General features: G+C 56.2%; 26 protein-coding genes. 22 read left to right on the forward strand and 4 right to left on the reverse strand.

What is annotated here, in order from left to right:
* Nucleotides 1-142: 142 nt before the first annotated feature.
* From QF010_RS02490 to QF010_RS02510, 5 genes are all read left to right on the forward strand, one after another.
* Nucleotides 143-913: a hypothetical protein gene (locus QF010_RS02490; RefSeq protein ID WP_429380719.1), complete on the forward strand. Its 771-nt coding sequence runs from the start codon at nucleotides 143-145 to the stop codon at nucleotides 911-913.
* 197 nt (nucleotides 914-1110) lie between these two features.
* Nucleotides 1111-1632: a hypothetical protein gene (locus QF010_RS02495; RefSeq protein WP_429380717.1), complete on the forward strand. Its 522-nt coding sequence runs from the start codon at nucleotides 1111-1113 to the stop codon at nucleotides 1630-1632.
* A gap of 126 nt (nucleotides 1633-1758) precedes the next feature.
* The gene (gene rpoH / locus QF010_RS02500; protein WP_429381271.1) at nucleotides 1759-2616 is read left to right on the forward strand and encodes an RNA polymerase sigma factor RpoH; all 858 of its coding nucleotides are present in this window, start codon (nucleotides 1759-1761) and stop codon (nucleotides 2614-2616) included.
* A gap of 81 nt (nucleotides 2617-2697) precedes the next feature.
* Nucleotides 2698-3030, forward strand: a complete 333-nt coding sequence (locus QF010_RS02505) for a hypothetical protein (protein ID WP_429380715.1) — start codon at nucleotides 2698-2700, stop codon at nucleotides 3028-3030.
* Between the two features lie 87 nt (nucleotides 3031-3117).
* Nucleotides 3118-3708, forward strand: a complete 591-nt coding sequence (locus QF010_RS02510; RefSeq protein ID WP_429380713.1) for a hypothetical protein — start codon at nucleotides 3118-3120, stop codon at nucleotides 3706-3708.
* A gap of 635 nt (nucleotides 3709-4343) precedes the next feature.
* Here QF010_RS02510 and QF010_RS02515 read toward each other — a convergent pair.
* Complete coding sequence (locus tag QF010_RS02515) at nucleotides 4344-4745, reverse strand: hypothetical protein (protein WP_429380711.1); 402 nt, start codon at nucleotides 4743-4745, stop codon at nucleotides 4344-4346.
* Nucleotides 4746-5020: 275 nt separating this feature from the next.
* Here QF010_RS02515 and QF010_RS02520 point away from each other — a divergent pair, with 275 nt between their 5' ends.
* The 4 genes from QF010_RS02520 (at nucleotide 5021) to QF010_RS02535 (ending at nucleotide 7914) form a co-directional block, all read left to right on the forward strand.
* The gene (locus QF010_RS02520; RefSeq protein ID WP_429380710.1) at nucleotides 5021-5335 is read left to right on the forward strand and encodes a hypothetical protein; all 315 of its coding nucleotides are present in this window, start codon (nucleotides 5021-5023) and stop codon (nucleotides 5333-5335) included.
* Nucleotides 5336-5414: 79 nt separating this feature from the next.
* Nucleotides 5415-5879, forward strand: coding sequence for a hypothetical protein (locus QF010_RS02525; protein ID WP_429380708.1), 465 nt, complete (start codon nucleotides 5415-5417; stop codon nucleotides 5877-5879).
* Between the two features lie 63 nt (nucleotides 5880-5942).
* Entirely contained in the window at nucleotides 5943-7382 is a 1440-nt protein-coding gene (locus tag QF010_RS02530; protein WP_429532475.1) for a hypothetical protein, read from the forward strand.
* An 82-nt stretch (nucleotides 7383-7464) separates the two neighbouring features.
* Nucleotides 7465-7914 (forward strand): hypothetical protein, encoded by a 450-nt coding sequence (locus tag QF010_RS02535; protein WP_429380704.1) that lies wholly within the window; start codon nucleotides 7465-7467, stop codon nucleotides 7912-7914.
* Nucleotides 7915-7971: 57 nt separating this feature from the next.
* Here the strand turns inward: QF010_RS02535 and QF010_RS02540 are convergent, their stop codons facing one another.
* Nucleotides 7972-8370, reverse strand: coding sequence for a hypothetical protein (locus QF010_RS02540; RefSeq protein ID WP_429380702.1), 399 nt, complete (start codon nucleotides 8368-8370; stop codon nucleotides 7972-7974).
* Between the two features lie 32 nt (nucleotides 8371-8402).
* The gene (locus QF010_RS02545) at nucleotides 8403-8843 is read right to left on the reverse strand and encodes a hypothetical protein (RefSeq protein ID WP_429380700.1); all 441 of its coding nucleotides are present in this window, start codon (nucleotides 8841-8843) and stop codon (nucleotides 8403-8405) included.
* 252 nt (nucleotides 8844-9095) lie between these two features.
* Between QF010_RS02545 and QF010_RS02550 the strand changes: the two genes are divergently transcribed.
* From QF010_RS02550 to QF010_RS02595, 10 genes are all read left to right on the forward strand, one after another.
* Nucleotides 9096-9380, forward strand: coding sequence for a hypothetical protein (locus QF010_RS02550; protein WP_429380698.1), 285 nt, complete (start codon nucleotides 9096-9098; stop codon nucleotides 9378-9380).
* A gap of 55 nt (nucleotides 9381-9435) precedes the next feature.
* On the forward strand, nucleotides 9436-10599 hold the full coding sequence (locus tag QF010_RS02555) for a hypothetical protein (protein ID WP_429380696.1): 1164 nt from the start codon (nucleotides 9436-9438) through the stop codon (nucleotides 10597-10599).
* A 310-nt stretch (nucleotides 10600-10909) separates the two neighbouring features.
* On the forward strand, nucleotides 10910-11575 hold the full coding sequence (locus QF010_RS02560) for a hypothetical protein (protein ID WP_429380694.1): 666 nt from the start codon (nucleotides 10910-10912) through the stop codon (nucleotides 11573-11575).
* Nucleotides 11576-11953: 378 nt separating this feature from the next.
* Nucleotides 11954-12373 carry a hypothetical protein gene (locus tag QF010_RS02565; protein WP_429380692.1) on the forward strand — a complete coding sequence of 140 codons (420 nt, stop codon included), beginning with the start codon at nucleotides 11954-11956 and terminating at the stop codon, nucleotides 12371-12373.
* A 128-nt stretch (nucleotides 12374-12501) separates the two neighbouring features.
* Nucleotides 12502-12885 carry a hypothetical protein gene (locus tag QF010_RS02570; protein WP_429380690.1) on the forward strand — a complete coding sequence of 128 codons (384 nt, stop codon included), beginning with the start codon at nucleotides 12502-12504 and terminating at the stop codon, nucleotides 12883-12885.
* Between the two features lie 143 nt (nucleotides 12886-13028).
* Nucleotides 13029-13559 (forward strand): hypothetical protein, encoded by a 531-nt coding sequence (locus QF010_RS02575; RefSeq protein WP_429380688.1) that lies wholly within the window; start codon nucleotides 13029-13031, stop codon nucleotides 13557-13559.
* Between the two features lie 251 nt (nucleotides 13560-13810).
* Nucleotides 13811-15691, forward strand: coding sequence for an AAA family ATPase (locus QF010_RS02580; protein WP_429380686.1), 1881 nt, complete (start codon nucleotides 13811-13813; stop codon nucleotides 15689-15691).
* Between the two features lie 204 nt (nucleotides 15692-15895).
* Nucleotides 15896-16399 carry a hypothetical protein gene (locus tag QF010_RS02585; protein WP_429380684.1) on the forward strand — a complete coding sequence of 168 codons (504 nt, stop codon included), beginning with the start codon at nucleotides 15896-15898 and terminating at the stop codon, nucleotides 16397-16399.
* 211 nt (nucleotides 16400-16610) lie between these two features.
* Complete coding sequence (locus QF010_RS02590) at nucleotides 16611-16829, forward strand: hypothetical protein (protein WP_429380682.1); 219 nt, start codon at nucleotides 16611-16613, stop codon at nucleotides 16827-16829.
* Nucleotides 16830-16952: 123 nt separating this feature from the next.
* Entirely contained in the window at nucleotides 16953-17519 is a 567-nt protein-coding gene (locus QF010_RS02595) for a hypothetical protein (protein WP_429380680.1), read from the forward strand.
* Between the two features lie 31 nt (nucleotides 17520-17550).
* On the opposite strand, the gene QF010_RS02600 is transcribed toward QF010_RS02595, so the two are convergent.
* On the reverse strand, nucleotides 17551-17727 hold the full coding sequence (locus QF010_RS02600) for a hypothetical protein (protein ID WP_429380678.1): 177 nt from the start codon (nucleotides 17725-17727) through the stop codon (nucleotides 17551-17553).
* Here QF010_RS02600 and QF010_RS02605 point away from each other — a divergent pair.
* The 3 genes from QF010_RS02605 (at nucleotide 17726) to QF010_RS02615 (ending at nucleotide 20092) form a co-directional block, all read left to right on the forward strand.
* Nucleotides 17726-18715, forward strand: a complete 990-nt coding sequence (locus tag QF010_RS02605) for a hypothetical protein (RefSeq protein ID WP_429380676.1) — start codon at nucleotides 17726-17728, stop codon at nucleotides 18713-18715. The genes QF010_RS02600 and QF010_RS02605 overlap by 2 nt on opposite strands.
* Before the next feature lie 277 nt (nucleotides 18716-18992).
* Nucleotides 18993-19646, forward strand: a complete 654-nt coding sequence (locus QF010_RS02610; protein WP_429380674.1) for a hypothetical protein — start codon at nucleotides 18993-18995, stop codon at nucleotides 19644-19646.
* 68 nt (nucleotides 19647-19714) lie between these two features.
* Entirely contained in the window at nucleotides 19715-20092 is a 378-nt protein-coding gene (locus QF010_RS02615; protein WP_429380672.1) for a DUF6283 family protein, read from the forward strand.
* Nucleotides 20093-20189: the final 97 nt, after the last annotated feature.

Raw genomic sequence — 20189 nt, forward strand, 5'->3', positions numbered from 1 at the left:
TATTTTGCTGGCGATCGAGGTGCGGCATTCAAAGCCCACTGTGAAAAACCAAGGGGGGTTTTGAGTGGGACGACGGAAATTCGCATTTTAGAATTGGGCATCGTCAATGCCCCGTCGCTCGCTTTCATCCCGAGGTCCAGATATGAAAAACCTGTTTGTCCTGAGCAGTGTATTGCTGGCGCTGGCCGGCTGCGCCCAGTCCGGTTCTAACCCTACGATTGTCTCTGCCCCCGGCGCGGGACAGGCCAATATTCCGATGACCGCCAACCGCTATTGGATCGGCGAGGCAAGTCAGGTCGAAGGTCCAAACAAAGGCTGCCGTACCGCCGGATACCTCACGCCGAGTCAACCAGATCGCCTTACCTTCCCTTCGCTGAGCTGCCCCGACAGTATGACGTTTGTACGTGTTCTGGCTGAGCCAGCGCAAAAACTGGACACTGCACCGGGGAAAACGCATTCGGCCAAATGCATCGACCCCAACGACATGGCAGTTCATGCAATTGAGCCTGGCACGCCTGAGTTCCATGCCAATGGCAAGGACGCAGTCATGTCCACAGGTGGGGTGTTAAAGCCAGCAGAGGTTCCGGTTCCTCTGAATATGGTCGGCACTTGGAAGGGTACGGCTCAGACGGCTAAAGGGGCCAGCTCTGAGATCTCCGTTGACCTGAGCCGTACAGGCCGCTCAACCACCCGCTATGCCGCGCTCAAGTGCGAAGCTGATCTGTACATGACCGGCGGCGCGTCGGCCAACGTCGGCTTAACAGAAGTCGCCGGGCAAGAATCTGCTGGCTGTGATGCGAAGACCCTTGTCACGTTTTCCACCCAGGACGGCAAGACTCTGTTGCGCACGGCGTACAGCCCCGAGACGGGCAAAATCATTTCCGAAGCCAAGCTTCAAAAGGTTGGCAACTGACAAAAGAATCATGATGGTTCGCCGGCTCCCGCCCCTGATCTTGGAGGTTCACACAAGGGAGGAAAAGCCGATTTATCGGACTGTCGAAAATGCCGAAAAATGCCGAAAAATGCCGAAAAATGATTTTGCGTCGGTTCTGGCACGCCTTTGCCGGCCTTAAAGTTTCCCCATCACTTAATGAATGAGAGGGAAACACCATGCAATTCATCACGGATCTCAAAATCGCGCTCACCATCGGGTTCTGCTTCGAGAAGTACAAAGTCAGTGCCGGTTCCGAGATGGGCGATGGGGCGCCGCGTTGGTCTGCCGATATCATTCTTGCTGGTGCAAAAATTGGTTCCGTCAACGACGAGGGTGATGGCTCGCCCGTCACCATCGACATCCCAGTACCGGAGCAAGATCGTTTAGTGGCTGCCCTGAAAGCAGCAGGTTATGTGCTCGATCTGAAAGTGCCGGGTACCGATTATGTACTTGATGAGCCTAAGGACTCATCCGAATACCTGACTCTCGCACTCGATGACTTCGCCGGGCATTACGACGAGGTGAAGTATTGGAAGTCCCGCTGCAAGAGCAAGATCGTTGTTCGCCTCAAAGGTGATAAGGGTCGCGAACATACGATCTATCCGGTGGTGTACAGCGAGGATCTGGCCGCACAAGTGCGGGAATCCCAAGGGGATAATTTGGTGATGATCGTAAACGAAGCCATCGTCGGTCTGTAAGCCTTCAGGGCCACCCGCGTATGGGTGGTCCACTATCGAGTACTGTTGCCAATCGCTGAGCGCCAACCAGGCCCGGCTCGATGGCTCTCAACATGCAAAGGAGCAGCGTCGTTGAACGCTTCACAAATCAATTCAGCAACAAGCCTTCAGACGATCTTGGTCCCCGGTTCAAACATCCATGACTACCTGAGTGCCGTAAACGGTTTGCCGTTGCTGGCACCAGAGGAGGAGCGTGAACTGGGGCGACGCTTGTTCCATAACCAGGACCTTGATGCCGCTCGCCAAATGGTGATGGCGCATCTGCGTTTCGTTGGCCACGTCGCCCGCAGCTACTCGGGTTATGGGCTCCCACTTTCGGACCTGATCCAAGAGGGGAATATCGGTCTGATGAAGGCCGTCAAACGATTCAATCCCGACATTGGGGTGAGACTCGTAAGCTTCGCACTGCACTGGATCAGGGCTGAGATCCACGAATTCATTCTGAAGAACTGGCGCATCGTGAAAGTGGCGACCACCAAAGCGCAGCGCAAGCTGTTCTTCAACCTGCGCAGCCAGAAGAAGCGACTGGGCTGGATGAACAACGACGAGGTCAGCCGTGTTGCGGAAAGTCTGGGTGTTAAGCCTTGCGAAGTCCGTGAGATGGAAAGTCGTTTGAGTGGCCAGGACCTGGGATTTGACCCAACCGACACCGACGACGAAGAGACAGCGATACGGTCGCCGGCAAACTCGCTGGAGGACTTCAGCTATGACCCGGCTCGCCAGTTCGAGGAAACGCGCCAGGGGGATAGCATGGGTGCCAAGCTACAGAACGCTCTTGCCGTGCTTGACTCCCGCAGCCAGGACATCATTCAGCAGCGCTGGCTAGTCGACGACACCGCCACACTTCAAGATCTGGCCACCAAGTACAGCGTCTCCGCCGAGCGCATCCGTCAGCTCGAAAAGAACGCGCTTGCCAAAGTGAAGCTGGCGATGCGGGCGGCGTGAAAAATCATTGAGTGGGTAGCTTCTGGCACATCGGTACGCCTACCACTATGGGCTCATCAACCGATCACAGGAGCCACACACATGAGCACAACACCCCCTAAAGCTGAGCCAACCGTCCGCCTCGATATCACCCTGACTACGGCGGATGAGTGCGAAGGCCGCTTCTCAATCGCGATCTTTGGCTCCCAACGTCAGGAGCTCCCTATCGAGTGGACCCCGGGCGAAACCGACTCGCAAACCGAGACAGTGACGTTCGCTCTCTCCGGCTCACGGTTCGTCGAGTCTACCGAGGAACTCTCTGGCGAAACCTGGCGCACCCTGGAGTCGTTCGAGCTTACTGAACATCTCATTGCTCGGGTTCTTGATGGCGAACCCGCAGAGGAAGCCGCCGAAGCCCTCATCGCGACGCTGTAACCGTCCCCTCCCGTAACCCCTACTTAGTCGCCACGCCAGCCTCGTTGGCTGCGTGGATGGCTTGAGATCCAAATACGGAGCACCACAATGCAAGTGAAGCCCCAGGCCCTTCTCGCACAGGCCACTCGCCATGAGTCCGCAACCAAAGCGAAATTGCGCCCAGTAACCCGCCGCCGCGCAGATGCCGGGCGCACCGCCGACGCCTTTGCCAATTGCCCACCGCGGCTGGACGAAACACGGCACACATGCCGCCGGCCGGAATACTTCAACGTTCATCCGTTCATACCCTGTGTTGCGTGCCTCAGCGCGCTTTCCAGCCAGGCAGGCGGTGCCCAACGGGAAAAGCCGGCACTGCTCACCCGCAAGATCCCAACGAAACACCGCGGAAGTCAGCGCTCCCGTTTACCTCACACTCCACCAGTAGGAAAAAACATGGCCACAGCCTCGCAGGAAAAGATCGAATGCGTTCTGGTTTCCTCTGAGAACGGCTTCCGGGACTACGACATCAAAGGTCACCCGGTCGTCCACCGGATCACCGTCGGCCACGGCATCCGCAAAGGCGATGCTTTCAACGTGTATTGCACGGAAAGCCGCAAAGTCGGCGGTGTTTGGCAGGGTGGATTGGAAAAATCGCTGGTTACCTTGTTCGAACGCCTCAGATCCGAGATGCCGAACTAAAAACCTGCCCCGCCCGGCGGCCTGACGTTGTGCACCAGTAGATGGGACTATGCTGAATCAGTCCCTCACTGGTAGAACGAAGATGTCTGGTCCACTCACGGCCGGGGTCGTTTGTTTTTTGATTGGCTGCGGCCCTGGTATTGCGGCGGCGGGGCCACCCGCGCGCGGCTGCGTCATGCTCACGCCGTCGGCGGTCACTCCCGTTTCCGCCGAACAGATGGCATACAGCGATTTATGTGTTCCTGATGGCCAGGCCGTTGGCTATCTCTCGGTCTGGGATACCAGGGCATGGACCGGCAAAGTGGTACCGCCATATAACCGCGTAACCATGACGGCAAGACCGGGCGACGGCCCAGCTACCGTGACACTGCGGACAGCGAGCGGGCTTTACCGGGCCGAAATAACGGCACTTCAGGGTTGCAGCTCACTCCCGCCAGCGGTCTGCTTCTGCTATCCCATTCGATCCCTACCATATCCCGCCTTCCACCCACCGGGGATCGCCGGCTGCAACAGGTGACAGCTTCTGAAATAAAAGCGACTTTAGGAAATAACTGAGAAAAAAGGCCGATTGGCAGAATTATATTGAAGCGAAGGCCCAGAGTTATCTGGGCCTGTATTGCTACCGCTTAGAAATATTAGACGTGTTTCACTTGCCGTTTTTTCTTGGCCCACCGAATCAACAAGGGTACGCGCACCGCAGCCAGCCAGACAATTATTGCCAGAACAAGAAATGACGTGTTTGGCCATTTATAAGAACCTAATATGAGTACCGAGGCCAGCGTCGCGTAAATACCCAAATACCAGCGTTCATCATCAAAGATGCTTTCCGGCGTGACGTCTGTCCCTTGCTTTGACAGAAGATCGAGCTTCGCTATGAAGCTTGGCCAAATAAATGCAAAGAAACCTACTAATAATAATGTCGTAGCATATGGGCTATTAAATACGGCGCCGTACACAGTCGAGACTGAGATTAAGAGGGCGACTAAAACAACGCAGAACGCTATAAACCCCATCGTCCATTTTATAAAACTGCGCATTTGCAATCTCCAATTGGTAAACCATATTGTCTGCCCAAGAAGCCGTACCTTTGGTCTCTGAGGGTGATATTGGGTGCCACGTTAGCAAAAGGCCATATCCGCTGCCATCCAAAATGACCATCGTTATTTTCGGCGTGTATTTCCATTCCGGCGCAGTAACCAGACCTTGTCGGGGGATCAGCGACTCCTGCCAAATGAAGTTCGATTGCCCGGTTCTGGCACGACTCTGACCCGGGCCCAATGGTCGCAACTACATTGGCCTGGAGCCCGGCAGCATGAGTTACGATCCCAATCAGACGTTTTCAAAGCTAATTTCCTACCGCGCGCAGTCAGGTGGACACGAAGGGCGATCCATTCGATTGGACGGCGGGAAATACCCCCTCGCGACCTGTACTTACAATTACTCCCAGACGGATGACACCAAAGCCCAGGTTGCGGAACGAATTGCATCGCTTTGGAATTTCGCCGCTGGCACCAACCTTTCAGAGCTCGAAACCTTGATTGCTGCCGGAATGACCCTCGGCAAATTGGTCACTCTGCTACTCGAAAAACACGAGCAGAAAACCAAAGCGACCACCCCAACAAACTAAGCGAAAAGTTTCGCTGGCGCTTCTGGCACGCCCGGGGTCAGCGGACGATAGCTCCATCAACTCAACGGTGGAGACCGACATGAACGCATCCCTAACCAACAACGCAGCACCGGCCCCACGCACCCTGGCCGATTTCGGTTTGGTCGACCCAGCCAAAGTCGCCTGCGCCTCCTACTATATCGATGGCGTTGCCGGTTCCGGGCGCGGTCCCAAGATCACCTTCCGGGAAGTAGGGACCATGTACATGGACGACCTCGAGAATAAACGCCGCGTCGTTCTCCACCTGACACTGGAAACCCGCAAACGTGGGGACAAGAAGGTGCCGGTACCAGACAGCATCCCACGCCTGAAAGTCAGCAATCTGTCGGGATACGACCCGGTGAAAAACATCTGGGGTCAGGATGGGCATGATGAGTCGTTCGTAGAACTGACGCTGGAGGAAGGCGCATCCTTCCATAAAGAGTTCGAAGAACTGCGCGCCGGCATGGTGAAGGAAAAAAACCACTGGACCTGGTACCGCTCCGACCTCGCTCTGGCCAGCTAACGGGGACGCATAAGGCAGTTGGTCCACGGAATTTCCGGGGCCTCACTTGGATGGCGCTGAACCATGGCGCCGTTATTCTTGACCCTCACCATGCGTGTCATGCCGCCCAGCCTGGGCCAGGCCCACGCTACTACCGCCGTGCAAATTGAATCCCATTACTGGCGGCGAATCAGCTTCCGGACACCGAGCAGGCACTTCATGAACGACGAAACGATCAAAGCAATTTTTCTCGCGAACGGATTCAAGGAAAAAGACCAAGGTGATGGCCGCATGGGATTGAACCCCTATGTCTACGACGCCGCCCGGGCTTTGATCTCGGCCTTTGCGCCGCCAGCAGAGATTCGCCGCCCTATCGCCGACAGCCTGCTTTATGGCGCGGCCAAGGCCTATACCGACGGGCTGACGAAAGAGACTGGCGATGAACAAGGCATGATCAACGCCATGCGGAAGGCATTCAACAAATTACTGGCGATCTCCCCGCCGAACGTCTGGACATCCATTACGCGCCTGGTGGGCCACGACGAGCATACCTTCGCGCAATGGTACGAAGCGCACGGCAAGGCATTGCTGAGCTATGAGCTGGGCTGCGAGCACCTGATGGAAGCCTCGTGGGATGCTGGCCTGGCCAGACACCCAACACCACGACTCTGGGGCCGGGCTGCTCGGTCTGCCGAAGAAATGGTGGCCCAGGACGCCGCGCTGTATGAAGCGATCCACCAACTGCTGTCCCACCACCGCCTGCAGGAACAGCAGATCGATTCGGAGTCCGGCTATCCGCTGGTGGATGCTCTCACCGCCGACGGGGCCCCGGACATCTCCAGCGGTCAGCGGGAAATCGAGCGGCTGGCCGATCAGCTTTATGGCGAGATTCTGGAGAAAATGAACTTGCGCCGGGACTCATTGGAAAGCCTACGAGATGTTGCGGACTGGAACCGCGAGGTCGCCGGCAGTCTTTCCATGGAGCGCGACGAATTGCAGGCAGCAGTCACGCGGCTGGAAATGCTGCTGAATGAATTGCTGCCAGCTGCCGAGGCCGCCAGCGAACTGCTCGCAGACCAGTGTCCAAACTCGACAACAGGAAATGAATTGGCCCGTGTGGTTGGGAAAATTGCCAGAGAGAGCGTAACCCAGCGACAAACGCCAGCGGTGCCGGGGCGACAGACCCAGGCCCCCAAAGTGGCGCTATGGGTCGTAGCCCAACCTGGCGGCGAGCGGTGCTTCACACGCTACGAGGATGCGCTGCAACGTGATCCGGATGTGGAGCCAATCGCTATGGTTACGCTCCAGGATCACCTGGCCACGGTTAAGCAGCGCGGGCAGTTCAAAGAAACGATGCTTCACGCCCTGCTGATCAACCATGCGCTGAAGGCCGAACATGAAACCGATTCTGAATTGGCGCTCAGCGATCTGATCAAAATTGAAGTGGCAATGGCCATAGATCCCGCGATATCGGAATCGGCGCGCACGTCGGCGGTACCCGCGCCAATATCTTCCGCAGAGTAAGCATTCGATTTGAGTCAGAGGGTGGTGGCACGCACCGCCGAGCACGAAGATAGCCCCATACATTCCAGTAGGGGCTTTTCACATGCACGACACCACATTCCGTCCGATTCCAGAACCGATGATCCGTGTGGGCGCACTCGGGTTTGCACTGGGGCGTAACCCTGCCGACAAGCCCCACAACATCAAACCCTCGGAAAGCCTCTGGAACGCTCCGGACGGGCGCGAACTCACGTACAACCAAGCGCAGGTCGAAGCGTGGAACACGCCATCGTTTCTGGTGTACTACCTGGTCTCTGGCCGTTACTGCCTGGACAATGTCTACGAGGGGGATACGTGCCGCCCGGCGGTCTTCGGCACCAAGGAAGCAGCGCTACTATTCGTGCAAGAGCGGATCGTTGGAAAGCAGAGCATCAGCCGTCAGTTTCTGCTCGAAGGCCCCGGGGCCGACTACCACATCCCCAACAATGCCGAGGGTCTCAAAGACATGCAGTGGCACCTTCCCCACTCACTGCGCAGCCGGGCTTCGGTGTGATATCGAAGGATTGGTAATTGCTTTGGTCTATCTGGGGGACGCCGACGAACGCCGCTGTCAGGCGTCCGAAGGGTCAATCGTAGCGGCGAGCATACGGAATGCCTGCTCACGCTCGCCACAGACGTAACGGTCGCGGCACGCCGCTCCCAGCATCAAAACCAAGGGGATCGAAGCCCATATGCTTTGCGTGTAGGTGTAGATAATCGCGGAGATAGCCAGGCTGCACAGAAAGAGCCACCCTTTCCCGCCGCCAAGGAGCGAACCGAGTTGAACCAGGTGCTGGGCGTGGAAATTCGAAAGGATCACTTCACGCTTGCGATCCTCCCTACTTAGCTTCCGGGCCAACTCAAGCCCAGTTGCCAACGCAGCGTCGGAATTCTTGCGATAAGCATCCATAAATTCGCTGTTCCTCCACTCGCGGAACGTGATGGCCTCAGGGGTATCGCTTGCAGTCATGTCCTTCCCTATATTCGGCAACAAACCTTGCGTCAGTTTGTTTCTTCGCGTGCTTGCTTGTCCACTATGCGCGCCTTCACCTGGTTGAAGATGATGAAACAGGCAATTATTCCAAGACCACACAAACCGACATTGGCAAACAGCTCTTCCGGGGTGGACTCAAGGGAGCCGCTCACTCTCATCTGACGAATAAGCTCGCCAAAGAACCAAGCACCGAAAAAGAACCCGAGAAATAAGACACCCAACCAAAAGGGATGAAACTTGCTGCCAGCCTTAATGACTGGTGTGCTCAACGATCCCAGCCCAAAAATCCAGACAAGGCTAGCGAACACCACGCAAACCATTTGAGCTACCAATCGATCAGGGTCAGGCGTCATACCGAGCATGTGATAGACCCAATCGCTTTGGAAGCGACTAAGAAGGCTCATCGAAAGCAGGAAAATAACTGAAGGAATGTATCGGAACACTATCATCTGAGGCGCCGCCGTTATGGTGAAACGGCAAGCCTACCAACACATTTCTGCACTCGCATTTCAAAACCCAGGCTAAAAATTCAAGCTCTCTGACTGAGCCCTTCCCTCACCCGCCGCTCCCACCAGACCATCTGGCAAGGTTTCTATTGCTCCGGTTCTGGCACGAACTTGGGCATTCAATACTTCCCCATCACAGCCGCGGCCATGTCGGCGACTACCAGCCTGCCGCCCCACAATTGGAGGGAAGACTCAATGGAAAGCCAAGACCATGCAGGGAACCTGGCCCTATTCCTGCTGGATAAGACCGGCAGCATCTGGGGGTGTTGGTCTGGCAGACTCACCGCCGCAGAACAACGAGCGCTTTTCGGTCGGTTCCTGGGGAAAGGAAAAATCGTGATCGATGGTTTGCGCGAGCAGATCTGCAACCGAGTCAGTGTTTGCTTCGGCCAAGACTGGGATGATCGAAACGTTACCACCTGGCAGCAGCTCAACAATGCCGCCGGCACCTCGGCTATGCAGCACATTGGTTGCGCTTAGTGAATAATACCCGTCAAGAGTCTATCGCCCTCCTCGCATTGAACCAGGGAAAAGCATGTCCGATTTTGATGACCTTCTAACTGTGGCGAATTCCCTCGAAAGCCCCTACGTGCTGGATGAGTTGTACCTGTTTGAGTCCAACCGGGGAAACAAATCAAATAGCCTGCACATCGTGGGTACAGAGCATTGCAAAGTCCGGGGCACCGGAAGCGACACGTCCCTGCGGTATGAACTGTTCCGTGCACGAGCGGAAAAGAGTGGAAACCGTCTGCCGCCTTTTGACAGCTGGGAAAATTCAATTTCAGTTGCGGTCTGTCACAAGACAATGACTGTACGGTTTGGGCCTGTAGGCCGGATTCAGATGAATCCAGAGGGCGTAGGGATTGGACCGGCATTGATGGCCAAGGTCATCAACTGGCTGCACGAATCCAAGCTGCACTCGTACAGTATCGCCGCGGGTGGACTGTCTCATGCGACAGTGAAGACTGATGAGGCTCGCATTCAACGGAACCTCTTCTACTTGAACTTTGGGTTCGCATTGGTTGGCAGTGACAAGTACAAGGCGCCTGCCGAGGGTATTGAAGTTCTGAACGGCAATTTTTCGGCACCAAGCGTCGGCGATCTAGTGGTACCCGACAGGTACGCAAAGCTGCTGCAGAAAAGCGCTGATTTTTACTCGGTCGTAAGAGATGAGCGTGCTGCCTTCGTTCGGCTGAAGCATGACGTGATTGGCGATCGAATCTGGGCCCGCGGACACACCGTATTCGCCCCGATCAAGCGGTTTGTGCTTTGGATGATGGACTGCCCGATTAAGCCACCAGAAGACGCCAACACGTCCGAGTTGAAGCGGCCTCGGCCGGGGAGCGATCTCCCCCCAGTTGAAGAGCCGACACCAACGCCACGAAATGTCCTGGTGAAAGCCGCATTTCTAACAGGCGCACTGGTCATCAGTGCTCTACTGATTGCTCTGGGAGGGTTCGTAACGGTCGCAGACGCCCAACTCTACTACCGCGTGGTAGACAATCCAGGCTGCTGCGGGTGGGTAGAAGAAAGCCGACTGGCGAGGCCATGGACATATCTGATGGTCGACGAATGGACTGAGCCCACTTGGGAGTCTGGCCCGGGTAATACAACGGAGTTTCTGACTTCGAATGGCATCGTCCAAGGCGAGATTAAATTTTGGAGAGTCTTGGGTGAGCGACCAATCGTAAAGCAGTGATCGTCCGGCTCGATGAGCCGGACTCACGACCAATTCGTCCTTTAACCCCCAGAGTCGGCGGTTTTATCTCACTTCCAACTGTCGAGGTCGACGATAGGGTCGACCTGCTGAGCAGGTCCAGAATGCCAACTGGTCGTTGGTATCCAATCCTCCTCCCCAGCACAAACCTCCCCGATCCGACCCGGAAAAACACCCTCTCTTTTGGTTTCTGCTCGTGCCCCGCTTTGGCGAGAATGCGCTATGTGCTGCTGGCACAAGCTGCGTCGATGCACCATCAACGCATCGATTATTGCCCTAAGGGGAATTGGTCATGACCGAGTTGTTCCAAATAGCAGGAAAGCCAGTGCGCCGTGGTGATCGCGTATTCCACGGCGCCCTTACCCGAGACTTGGGCGAGCGCTGGGTGGAAATTCTTGAGCTCGCAGGCGCCGACCGAGTTCGTGTCCGCGTCCTCGAAGGGGCCGGCAAAGGGGCGGTACCCAGTATTCAGATCTCCGACTTGCGCTGGCAAGAGTGCGGCACCGAGGAACGAATGCTGGAGATTTACAGCCAGCTCGAAAAAGGGTCTGGCCTTGCGCTCGAGGCTTTGTCCCTTTTGCGCTCCCGAGATCGGGAATTGAAGCGCGCCGTAGAGACCGAGCAGCTCTTACGCGGCCGAAGTTCAGCCCAGGGTGAACTACTCACGCAACAGAACGAACTTCTATCCCGGTGTCTGGCGCTCCCCTGCGTCCCTGCCAACCTCAGTACAGGTATTTCAAATGTGATGCAGGACCTCAACAGCCTGCTGGAGCCTGTTTCCCCTGTAACTACCGCCGGCATATTTCAGCACAAAGGAACCGGCATCTGGCACATCTGCGTACTGCAGGACCGTATATGGAAGGCAGTTTCTGACGACTTTCAACGCAAACGCGACGCCCGGAATTGGGCGGTCACAAACGGCTACCAACTTGATTGCTCAGCGAAGGAACACGGATAAGATGATTTCAACTTACCTCCTGAAAGAGGCAGCCGGCGCGCCCGCTAAGTCCCAGGGTCCTGTCACCGCCCCCGGCACCAGGCTACCCAACACTGGGGGCCGATAATGAGCGGGTTTAATAAAACCTTCACCGGTGACGCTCCATTCCAAGCTATGCACGCTTGCAGTGACTGGCTGGAAGAGCGTGGTTACAGTCGCGGCAGTACCTGCGTGCTCCACCCGACAGGGGTCTTGTTCGGGGATTGGGACATTGCGAAGTGGAAGAACCTAACCAAACGGGAGATCGCCGCGCTGGATGGCCATATCACCGGTGACACACGGAATGGGCCTGTCACGTTGCACCTGAAAAAGGCCCCGGCCGACCACGCGGAGTAACGCATGCAGCACATCTCGCTTCACAACCACAAACGCACAGAGGAACCGGCGGCAGGCCCCGGTGGTATCAGGCCAGGCACTGTGGCTGTATTTGCTGCGATCGCATTGCAGTTCGCCAACAGCGCCGTCGGCGCAGAGGGCATCCAGGTCATTAACGACAAAAAAATCACCGAAGGGATGACCCAACCTGTGGTGCTTGAGATGGTCGGTTCAAACCCGCGGTGCGCCTACATCGCATTCCTGACCCAGATCAATTCTGGAACCCCAAACGCTCAATGGCTCCTGAAGGCAAAGAGCCTCAGCTGCCGGGGTCCCGACCAGTATTCGATCAAGATTACAGATGCCAAGGCGCTGGTGGTTCTGAATGAGTTACCAGTAGCGGCCAAAACTCTCCTCGATCTTTACGATCGCACGGGGAAGTGATCGCGCCGCGCCGCCAGCGCAGAACGTCCTTTGCGCACCACCGTCGGCATGGGTTCTGGCACCAAACAGGATGGGGGACGATTACTCCACTCAGGCTCACCAGAGCCGCCGATACCAGTGGAGGCATTATGTCGAGCCCAACCAACTACAAAACTCTTACCGGCCTCCTCAAGGCAGCCGAACGCGTACTGCAGGACAACCACAACGGTACCCGGACCCGGTTTGACGGCATGTCCCACGCGATGTGGCTTCACAATGCCGAATATGTGGCCAAGACCTCGTTCAGTGACGAAACGTCGATTCAAGAACTGCGCCGAAAGTGGTCCGTCAGCCGCCCCCAGGAGCTTCGCGGTGGCCATGCGTTGTTCGGGTTCCCACTGCCTACCCGCGATTACGCCGTGGGCGACAACGTGCCAGGCGTAGGCGAGGTGACGGACGTTTACAAAGAGCAGCTGCTGGTCGCCGGGCAGTGGTTCCACAAAAGTTGTTTCGAAAAAACCACTCACGCTTGATCCTACTAGGGCCCGGGCGTGAATCGTGGGGCAATCCTAACTAGTCCAGCTGCCCCTTGAAGCGGACACTTCAATCGGATATTCAGTCTGCTCCGTGCCGGACTCTGGCGTGGTTGGGGAAGTTGATAATACCGGAGACACCTATGCTCGACTCATCAACCGAAGCGCGCGCCCGTTGGTCCGAGGCTCTTGTTGCTTGCCACTTTGTGGATCTGACCCTGCTTTCCCAAGAGCTTTCAAACGCATTCTTTGCGACTGGGAAACTGATCGGCGCACAGCTCATTCAAGATCTGATGCTGCAACGGATCAGTACGACCCTGTTGGGCGGCTGGCACCAAGTGATCAGTGGAAACCACTATGTAGGGGTAACGTTATTCCTACGGCGCTATGGAAAGTGGGTCAGTTCACTGGGCGAAGCCCTGGAACTCCCCAACTTGGATCTGGATGTCGAAGACTCTTGGGCTGACGAATCAATGCCAGAGGTCCAGGCAATCTTGTTTGGGCTGACTGATCGATTGGCGTCCGACTTCACAGGGGCCAAAAAAATTACGGACATCTCGAATCTGGTGGTGGCGCTACAGAGCGTGCATATTTCAAAACGCCGCGGCGATGCGCCAGAACAAACCAACGTGCGTGCAGAGCGAGCGATTCACGGACTCCGTCTTGTCAAGTAACAGCTCCTGCTCTCTGCTGGGCCCTCTATCTCAAACTCCAAGTCATGACAGACCCTGCCCGAACCTTGCTCCCCCAACATTCTCCCTGAATTTCTAGCCCTCGTTTTGGCTTGCGAGCCCTCCTCAACACGGTACTTTCAAGGCTGAAAGTTAGCCGTCCTGCACGCCAGCGACACAGGAAATTGAACCAGGGTGACAGCATGTCCAAAGTGGGAATAAAAGCTCGAGCAACCGCTATCCTGCGAAGTCGAATGACGAAAATCATTTTCTTCGTAACCCTTCAAGTCGTGCTTCTTGCTGGAGTCTGGGTGTACAAGCACCACCTCGCTGAAGCTGGCGCGGATGTCGGCACCGTCACCACCATGAGCAAGGAGATTCAGAAGAGCGACAAGGCATGGACGGAACACGAAACGAAGTTCTCGACTTTCGTTGACGACATGCAGGTCGGGAAGATTGCGGAAGCGGTCTCAGGCCAAGATAACCTGTATGTCACCCTCAAGGATGGCAGCAAATATGCGGTCTCCGACAAATACGGAATGGTTACACGCCAACTCTACGACAGGCTTCTGAAGGAAGCACCACCCCAGTTCCAATATTCGGAGATGACGGCCAAGGCCTCCCCCGCATCGTCGAGCGATGTCTCCCCAGGTTATATCGTCGATATGGTGATGCGCGTCCTGTTCATCATTTTCATCCTGGTCTCCCTCTATCCAATGGTCCAGGGCTTTATCCCGACCCGAACACCAAAGAAGGTAACAGGTGTCACCTTTGATGACGTGATCGGCTGTGAGGAGGCAAAGCGTGCCCTCCTGGACATCACCAGGGCGCACAAACACCCAGAACACTACGAAGCGTTGGGTGCCAAAGCCCCACGCGGCGTCCTCATGACAGGGCTTCCTGGTACCGGCAAGACACAACTGGCTAAGGCCTTGGCAACAGAATGCCAAATGAACTTCATCGACTGCACTGGTTCGGATTTTTCCAGCATGTGGATGGGCATGGGGATCATGAAGGTGCGCAGCTTATTCAGGCAGGCCCGCCGGAAGGCACCTTGCATCCTATTTGTGGATGAAATCGAAGGTGTAGGCAAACGCGTCGCCGAGCCGCGATTTGGTGAGAGCGAGCAAAACAGGATCATCAACCAATTTCTCATCGAAATGGACGGCTTTAAAAACTGCGATGGTGTATTCGTCATCGGTGCGACCAATCTGGCCGAATCGCTCGATCCTGCAATGCGTCGAGAAGGCCGATTCGATCGAACCATTGTTGTGCCGTTGCCATCAATGGACGACCGCAAGAAGCTCCTGACCCACTACCTGGGCAAGTTGAAAAATGTCACCCAGATGGACGTAGGCCGGCTGGCCTCAACTTGCATGGGCCTCACCCCTGCTGCGATCGCCGCTATTACCAACCATGCCGCTATCCTTGCAGCCCGCGAGGATAGTTCCACGATTGAAGAGCGGCATGTGGTTGATGCCATCGAGACCCACCGAATCGGCGAGCAGCAGACTGGGTTCACCCCCTATTCAGCAGAAGATCGCCACACCATCGCGGTACACGAAGCAGGGCACGCTGTGATTGGCGCCCTGCTCAAGGTGGGCAACATCGACAAGGTCACCATCCTGCCACGCGGCCAGGCCCTTGGGGTGACGTTGATCATCCCACTTGAGGACAAGCGGCTCCATCGAAAGTCCGAACTGGAGAATCGGATCGTGATGTTGCTCGCCGGCCGCGCAGCCGAGCTCGTTTACAAAAAGGAAACGTCATCCGGCGCAGCCAAAGACCTTGAAGAAGCGACGCGTATCGCGCTGACGATGGTATCGAGTTTCGGCATGGGGCCGTACGCGGACTTAGCCAGCCTTGGCGTGTTGCGTGAAGCTGGCATTGAGGTCGACGCCAAAGGCACGCTAAACCTGGTGAACAAAGTCCTCCAGGAGCAGGATGCCAAATGCCATGCGCTGTTCAGTGAGTACGGCGAGGCCATGGAAGTGGTAATCAAGCAGCTGCTGACAGATGAAACCATCGACGGCTCCATCGTTTACCAGGCTTTGGGTTTGCAAGGTACCGATTCCCAAGGCGAAGAGATTAACCACCTCAGCCAAGCGGCCTGTGTAGCCAACGAAACGGTCTGATCCATCAGCCAGTGAAGCCCCCGCCGGCGGGGCTTCCTGGGATAACCGCAGACACCCAAACCCTTGCCAGACAGTTCATGCAAAGCACTTGCGTGCTGAGTGCAACGAATGCGCCCAAAACCATTGAATTTTAAATCCCTGGGATGGGGTAGAGGCACGGGTCCCGCTGGACGAAGATCTCCTCACCCACCAAGGAGTTCAACCATGCAAACAGCAACCCGACAACCTTACTCATTGCCGCGTATCACCGTCCTGTATGAAACCCGCGAGGAGATCATTCAGGAACTGAGCGCGCGGCGTTCCATCTCCCTTTCGGACGCTGCAGATCTGGATCGAGGCGGTCTGTGCCGCCTGGCCGACGACCACTGGAGCGCCTGCTCGGAAGATCTGCGCCAGGCGATGCTGAAGCACCCACACCACTTCGTGCGCAGTTGCGCCGCGATCGCCCAGAGCAACCTCATCAAGGCGCACGACGGTGTCCTGAAGGAACAATCCCAGGACGTACTGAAGCAACGATTGCGAGATCTCGACCGCCAGGCCGCCGAGATGGAAAGCAACCCCGAGTTTCAATCCCGGGTTGGCGTCCCAAACAGCCAGGAGAATGAGGAGGTGGTCGCGCTAAACATAACGCTCTTCCACGTGCGTCATCGTTTGAAGCATCACTTCGGATTTGTGGACACCAAACACGCCGGCAATTGGTTGGTGTAGATCGGACTTGAACAAGGGCTACGACATGACACAGGCGACGCAACGCAATGCCGTAAGGCACAACCGCCCGCGACCAAGTATCAACCAGGTCGTGGTGTCCCCCCGCGTAAGCCACCGGCCAACGGCAAGATGGTCCATTCCGCTCCGGGTTATCACTCGCGAGCGGAAGCCTGACCATTCTGCCGGCGCGTGCGCCAGCAAGGCGCATCGCATGGCCGCCACCATCCGCGCGAACGCCCCGGATGACTGGTTAGTTGAAGGTCTCCACGTTTTCGACGCTGAGCTGTGCGACATCGTCGAGAGCCTGGAGGCCATGACGCCACACCGATTCCCGGGTGACGACGCCGACACCCATATCGACGACCTCAATCAGCTGCTTGCGCGCATATATGACTGGGCGGACGACTCTAACGTGTGTCTGGGGCTTTGAGTTTCTGGCCGGCATAACTGCGCCAGGCTCAAAATCTGAGATGACACCGGTTCTGGCACGCAGACCGGTATAGTCCAATTGCCTCACCACTTCGGGCACACGCCCCAACTACTGAGGTTACAAATGGACGACATCAAACGCCAGACCCTCAAGCGCTTTGAACAACTGGCCAATGCCGCAGGCTGGCAGGCGCACCTACCTCCACCGAATGAGGCTGAAACTGCCGTTCCAGTCTGGCTTTATTCCGTAAGCCCCAACAGCGGACCTCGCCTCTTCTCGCAGTTATTTTTGAGTGCCTATCGAGGCAAGCTTCCGTTTGATATCCCCAACACTAAGGGCTTTTCGCCTTGCGACATCTACGGGGCTGCTATTGCTCAGTTCGACGCGGAGAAGGACCCTGCCCGCAAGATCGGTCTCCACCAGATGCTGGTTGCTGCCCAGCTCCATTACGCCCGGAGCACCCGCACATGGGAGTCCCTGCCGGCGCTCAATCTGGTCCCTGGCTTGCACTTTGTGGTTTTCGACTGGCTGGACAAGAAAGGGGTTCGGCATTATCGCCCGGGTGCGGCCATTGGTGCCGAGCCCCTATCGATCGAAATCCTGAGCGACATGTTTGTAACAGTCCTGGGCATGCACCTGGCCAAAAATCCAAATGAAGGGCCGGTGTACAAGGCTGCATCTTCCTCCTAGCGCCAGCGCATCTCACGGCGGCCATAGCCGGTCATTTCAGGCTGGCTTTTGCGCCATCGAATTTCTTGGTATTGTTGCCGTGCTTCCCACCGACCACCGCCGCAAAGTGAAGCGTGATTTGCCCATTTCTTTGACTAATCATCAAACAGTGCAGGTCGTAGAAGGCGGTTCTAAACGACTCATCTGCATTGGCCAGAGGATTAGCCATGTCTGCTGCAAAACAGATTCTCAAACCCGCTTCCAAGCTTCTGATCACCGAATTCAGCAAGCGCGGCATCACGCTCAAACCGACACTCAGCTACCAGCTGATCTCGGCGGCATTCGGTTTTTGGTCCCATGAATCCACTGTCGATTACACCGTTCCGTTTGAAGTGCTGAACAACAGGCATTATTTCGGTGCCAAACCTCAGTTCCATCTTTCGCTTTTGTGCGAGCGGATTGAACGCATGTTGAACCTCGATCACCAACGGTCGGAGTATTTGGCCCAACTCATCGTTGACCTTCTGACCCATCATTACCCAATCCGCGTGCAGACCTTGAAGGTGCTTTACGAGTCTGAATATGCCGCTACCCGGGAAATGATTTTCAGAATTCTCCAATCAAAAAACAGTGAGCCCTGGGCCTTGGCCAGCGTCGGTATTGCATTGAATCGATTGCCACCACTCCCAGCGAACACTATTGCCGGCCACCTGCGCTTGATGTGTTCAGCTCCAATGATCGTGGATAAAGGCCCAACGATGACAGTCGGCGAGTTCATCGACCAGGCGCCCACGCGGATCTGGTGTTACCCAAGCCCATTCGTAAAAGAGGCGTTCCCCTCCCTAGCAGATGCTGGGTTTCGGAAGCCGAGGGTTGAGGATCAGTGGATAGTCACAGATATCAAACCAAGAACTGAAATCGGTGTTGCATTTGTATTGCTGCAGCAGAGCGTCGGCACGTACAGCGAAATCGCTTATACCGTCGTATCGGGCTGTTACGTCCTTGAGACCATAGGCAAGGAACCAAGGTGGTCTGATATCGAAGTCCTCGCCAAACCGAGAGAGGAAGAGACTCTCCATGGTCAACAAGAACTTCCGGAGATCCTGGGCCACCCATTTGATGAATTGCCCCTTCTGAGCCATTGCACCACCTGCGGAGATCTCAAAGCCGCAGCTGGAATCGACGCGCCGGCAATCAATTGCAGCTGTCATTCATAGGCTTGCGGATCTGAATTTTTAGCCCTTACTTTGGCTTTGACGACCTGAATAATGATGTTCCAATGGTTTTGCCTTGGGGGTAGGCACCTTGGTCGACGGCTTCAAGTCACGCGCGAGTCGCAGCCGATCGGAAAGCATTCGTGCATCCCCTCCCCCTTCAGTTTGACTTTGGCCCGTGTTCTCACCGACACGGGCTTTTCTTTTTCCAGGGTTGCTTCTGGCACGGCCGCGCCGCCGGGAAGATCTTCCAATCGAAGATCACCAAAGGAATGCCACAATGGCTGCCAATCAAGTTCAAACCACCTACAGCACCGCTCCCGAGCCGCTGGATACCCGCCAACGCGAAATGCTGGCGATCCGAACTGCAGGCGCTCAATTTGAAGCCCTGAAGTGCACCGACAAGTCGTACAGCGCCGCGGGCATCACTTTTGTCCAGGACGGCCGCTTCACGAAAGCGAAATGGGACGGCATGACAGTGGCCAGCTTAGTCGGGCGCTTCAATAAGGATGCGCTGTTGGCGACCATCCGATCGAACATTGCCGATCATGCACACTGGGTCGGCGTCGACATCATCCCGGTGCTTAAGGCGAAGCTCGCTCTGCCGCACGGTCATGCCTTCCGTCTGGACATGGACCCTCAGCTTACTCATATCCGAAATCGTGGTACCAACAAAGTATCGGGGTACGTCGGCGGTCAACCGTCCGCAGACAAGCAAGGGCTGCAGCTCCATGCTGAGTTCCAGATCTGCCTGCAATATTGCAAAGCACAGCTAACCGTCGCCGGCGGTGATCGCCTGAACCCAGGTGCCAATCTGCTCATCGATGGCGAGGAAACCGTAACCGCGGAAACCTACCCGGAGCTGGGAGAGAAAATTGCACAGGTATTCAACCTGGCCATCTCCCGAGCCACGGCACCTGGTTCGATGCAATAATTTAAACCGCGCTGGGGTAGCAACGGCGACCCGTTGGTAGGCCAAGAACAGAATTAACTGGATGGATTATGAGTTGCGCTGACAAACCTTGCCCAACATGCCCATGGCGGAGATCGTCAACAGCCGGCGGTGCTGATATTCCGGGATTCTCGATAGAAGACATGCGCGGCCTGGCCAACACGGTTCCGCCAAGGGGCACCACTCAGGATGGCTTCCGGACCGTCATGGCCTGCCATCACAGCAAGCCCGGCCGGGAGTACGCCTGTGCTGGCTACATTGCCCAGCATGGCCAGTCGAACTTCAACGTCAGGTTGATGGCGTTTGCGGGAGCAGACCTCAATACAGTGGTCGCCAATTGTGCGGGGATCGATCTGTACGACAACTTCCATCAAATGCTAGATGCCTTTGAGGCCGCCCTGGCAGTTCAGGACAACACGTCCGGGTAACGCTGGCGGCTACTCATTGGAATCTCCATCTGAAAGGCTAGCACCAAAATATCACGCCTCTGTGAAGAGCGCCGAGGAGCGGGGAATTCCACCATCC

The organism is Pseudomonas silensiensis, assembly GCF_050434865.1.
Classification (GTDB): domain Bacteria; phylum Pseudomonadota; class Gammaproteobacteria; order Pseudomonadales; family Pseudomonadaceae; genus Aquipseudomonas; species Aquipseudomonas fluorescens_W.

Coding starts and splice junctions, on each gene's coding strand:
- QF010_RS02490 (WP_429380719.1), top strand. CDS start 143: ATGAAAAACCTGTTTGTCCTGAGCAGTGTATTGCTGGCGCTGGCCGGC.
- QF010_RS02495 (WP_429380717.1), top strand. CDS start 1,111: ATGCAATTCATCACGGATCTCAAAATCGCGCTCACCATCGGGTTCTGC.
- QF010_RS02505 (WP_429380715.1), top strand. CDS start 2,698: ATGAGCACAACACCCCCTAAAGCTGAGCCAACCGTCCGCCTCGATATC.
- QF010_RS02510 (WP_429380713.1), top strand. CDS start 3,118: ATGCAAGTGAAGCCCCAGGCCCTTCTCGCACAGGCCACTCGCCATGAG.
- QF010_RS02515 (WP_429380711.1), bottom strand. CDS start 4,745: ATGCGCAGTTTTATAAAATGGACGATGGGGTTTATAGCGTTCTGCGTT.
- QF010_RS02520 (WP_429380710.1), top strand. CDS start 5,021: ATGAGTTACGATCCCAATCAGACGTTTTCAAAGCTAATTTCCTACCGC.
- QF010_RS02525 (WP_429380708.1), top strand. CDS start 5,415: ATGAACGCATCCCTAACCAACAACGCAGCACCGGCCCCACGCACCCTG.
- QF010_RS02530 (WP_429532475.1), top strand. CDS start 5,943: ATGGCGCCGTTATTCTTGACCCTCACCATGCGTGTCATGCCGCCCAGC.
- QF010_RS02535 (WP_429380704.1), top strand. CDS start 7,465: ATGCACGACACCACATTCCGTCCGATTCCAGAACCGATGATCCGTGTG.
- QF010_RS02540 (WP_429380702.1), bottom strand. CDS start 8,370: ATGACTGCAAGCGATACCCCTGAGGCCATCACGTTCCGCGAGTGGAGG.
- QF010_RS02545 (WP_429380700.1), bottom strand. CDS start 8,843: ATGATAGTGTTCCGATACATTCCTTCAGTTATTTTCCTGCTTTCGATG.
- QF010_RS02550 (WP_429380698.1), top strand. CDS start 9,096: ATGGAAAGCCAAGACCATGCAGGGAACCTGGCCCTATTCCTGCTGGAT.
- QF010_RS02555 (WP_429380696.1), top strand. CDS start 9,436: ATGTCCGATTTTGATGACCTTCTAACTGTGGCGAATTCCCTCGAAAGC.
- QF010_RS02560 (WP_429380694.1), top strand. CDS start 10,910: ATGACCGAGTTGTTCCAAATAGCAGGAAAGCCAGTGCGCCGTGGTGAT.
- QF010_RS02565 (WP_429380692.1), top strand. CDS start 11,954: ATGCAGCACATCTCGCTTCACAACCACAAACGCACAGAGGAACCGGCG.
- QF010_RS02570 (WP_429380690.1), top strand. CDS start 12,502: ATGTCGAGCCCAACCAACTACAAAACTCTTACCGGCCTCCTCAAGGCA.
- QF010_RS02575 (WP_429380688.1), top strand. CDS start 13,029: ATGCTCGACTCATCAACCGAAGCGCGCGCCCGTTGGTCCGAGGCTCTT.
- QF010_RS02580 (WP_429380686.1), top strand. CDS start 13,811: ATGACGAAAATCATTTTCTTCGTAACCCTTCAAGTCGTGCTTCTTGCT.
- QF010_RS02585 (WP_429380684.1), top strand. CDS start 15,896: ATGCAAACAGCAACCCGACAACCTTACTCATTGCCGCGTATCACCGTC.
- QF010_RS02590 (WP_429380682.1), top strand. CDS start 16,611: ATGGCCGCCACCATCCGCGCGAACGCCCCGGATGACTGGTTAGTTGAA.
- QF010_RS02595 (WP_429380680.1), top strand. CDS start 16,953: ATGGACGACATCAAACGCCAGACCCTCAAGCGCTTTGAACAACTGGCC.
- QF010_RS02605 (WP_429380676.1), top strand. CDS start 17,726: ATGTCTGCTGCAAAACAGATTCTCAAACCCGCTTCCAAGCTTCTGATC.
- QF010_RS02600 (WP_429380678.1), bottom strand. CDS start 17,727: ATGGCTAATCCTCTGGCCAATGCAGATGAGTCGTTTAGAACCGCCTTC.
- QF010_RS02610 (WP_429380674.1), top strand. CDS start 18,993: ATGGCTGCCAATCAAGTTCAAACCACCTACAGCACCGCTCCCGAGCCG.
- QF010_RS02615 (WP_429380672.1), top strand. CDS start 19,715: ATGAGTTGCGCTGACAAACCTTGCCCAACATGCCCATGGCGGAGATCG.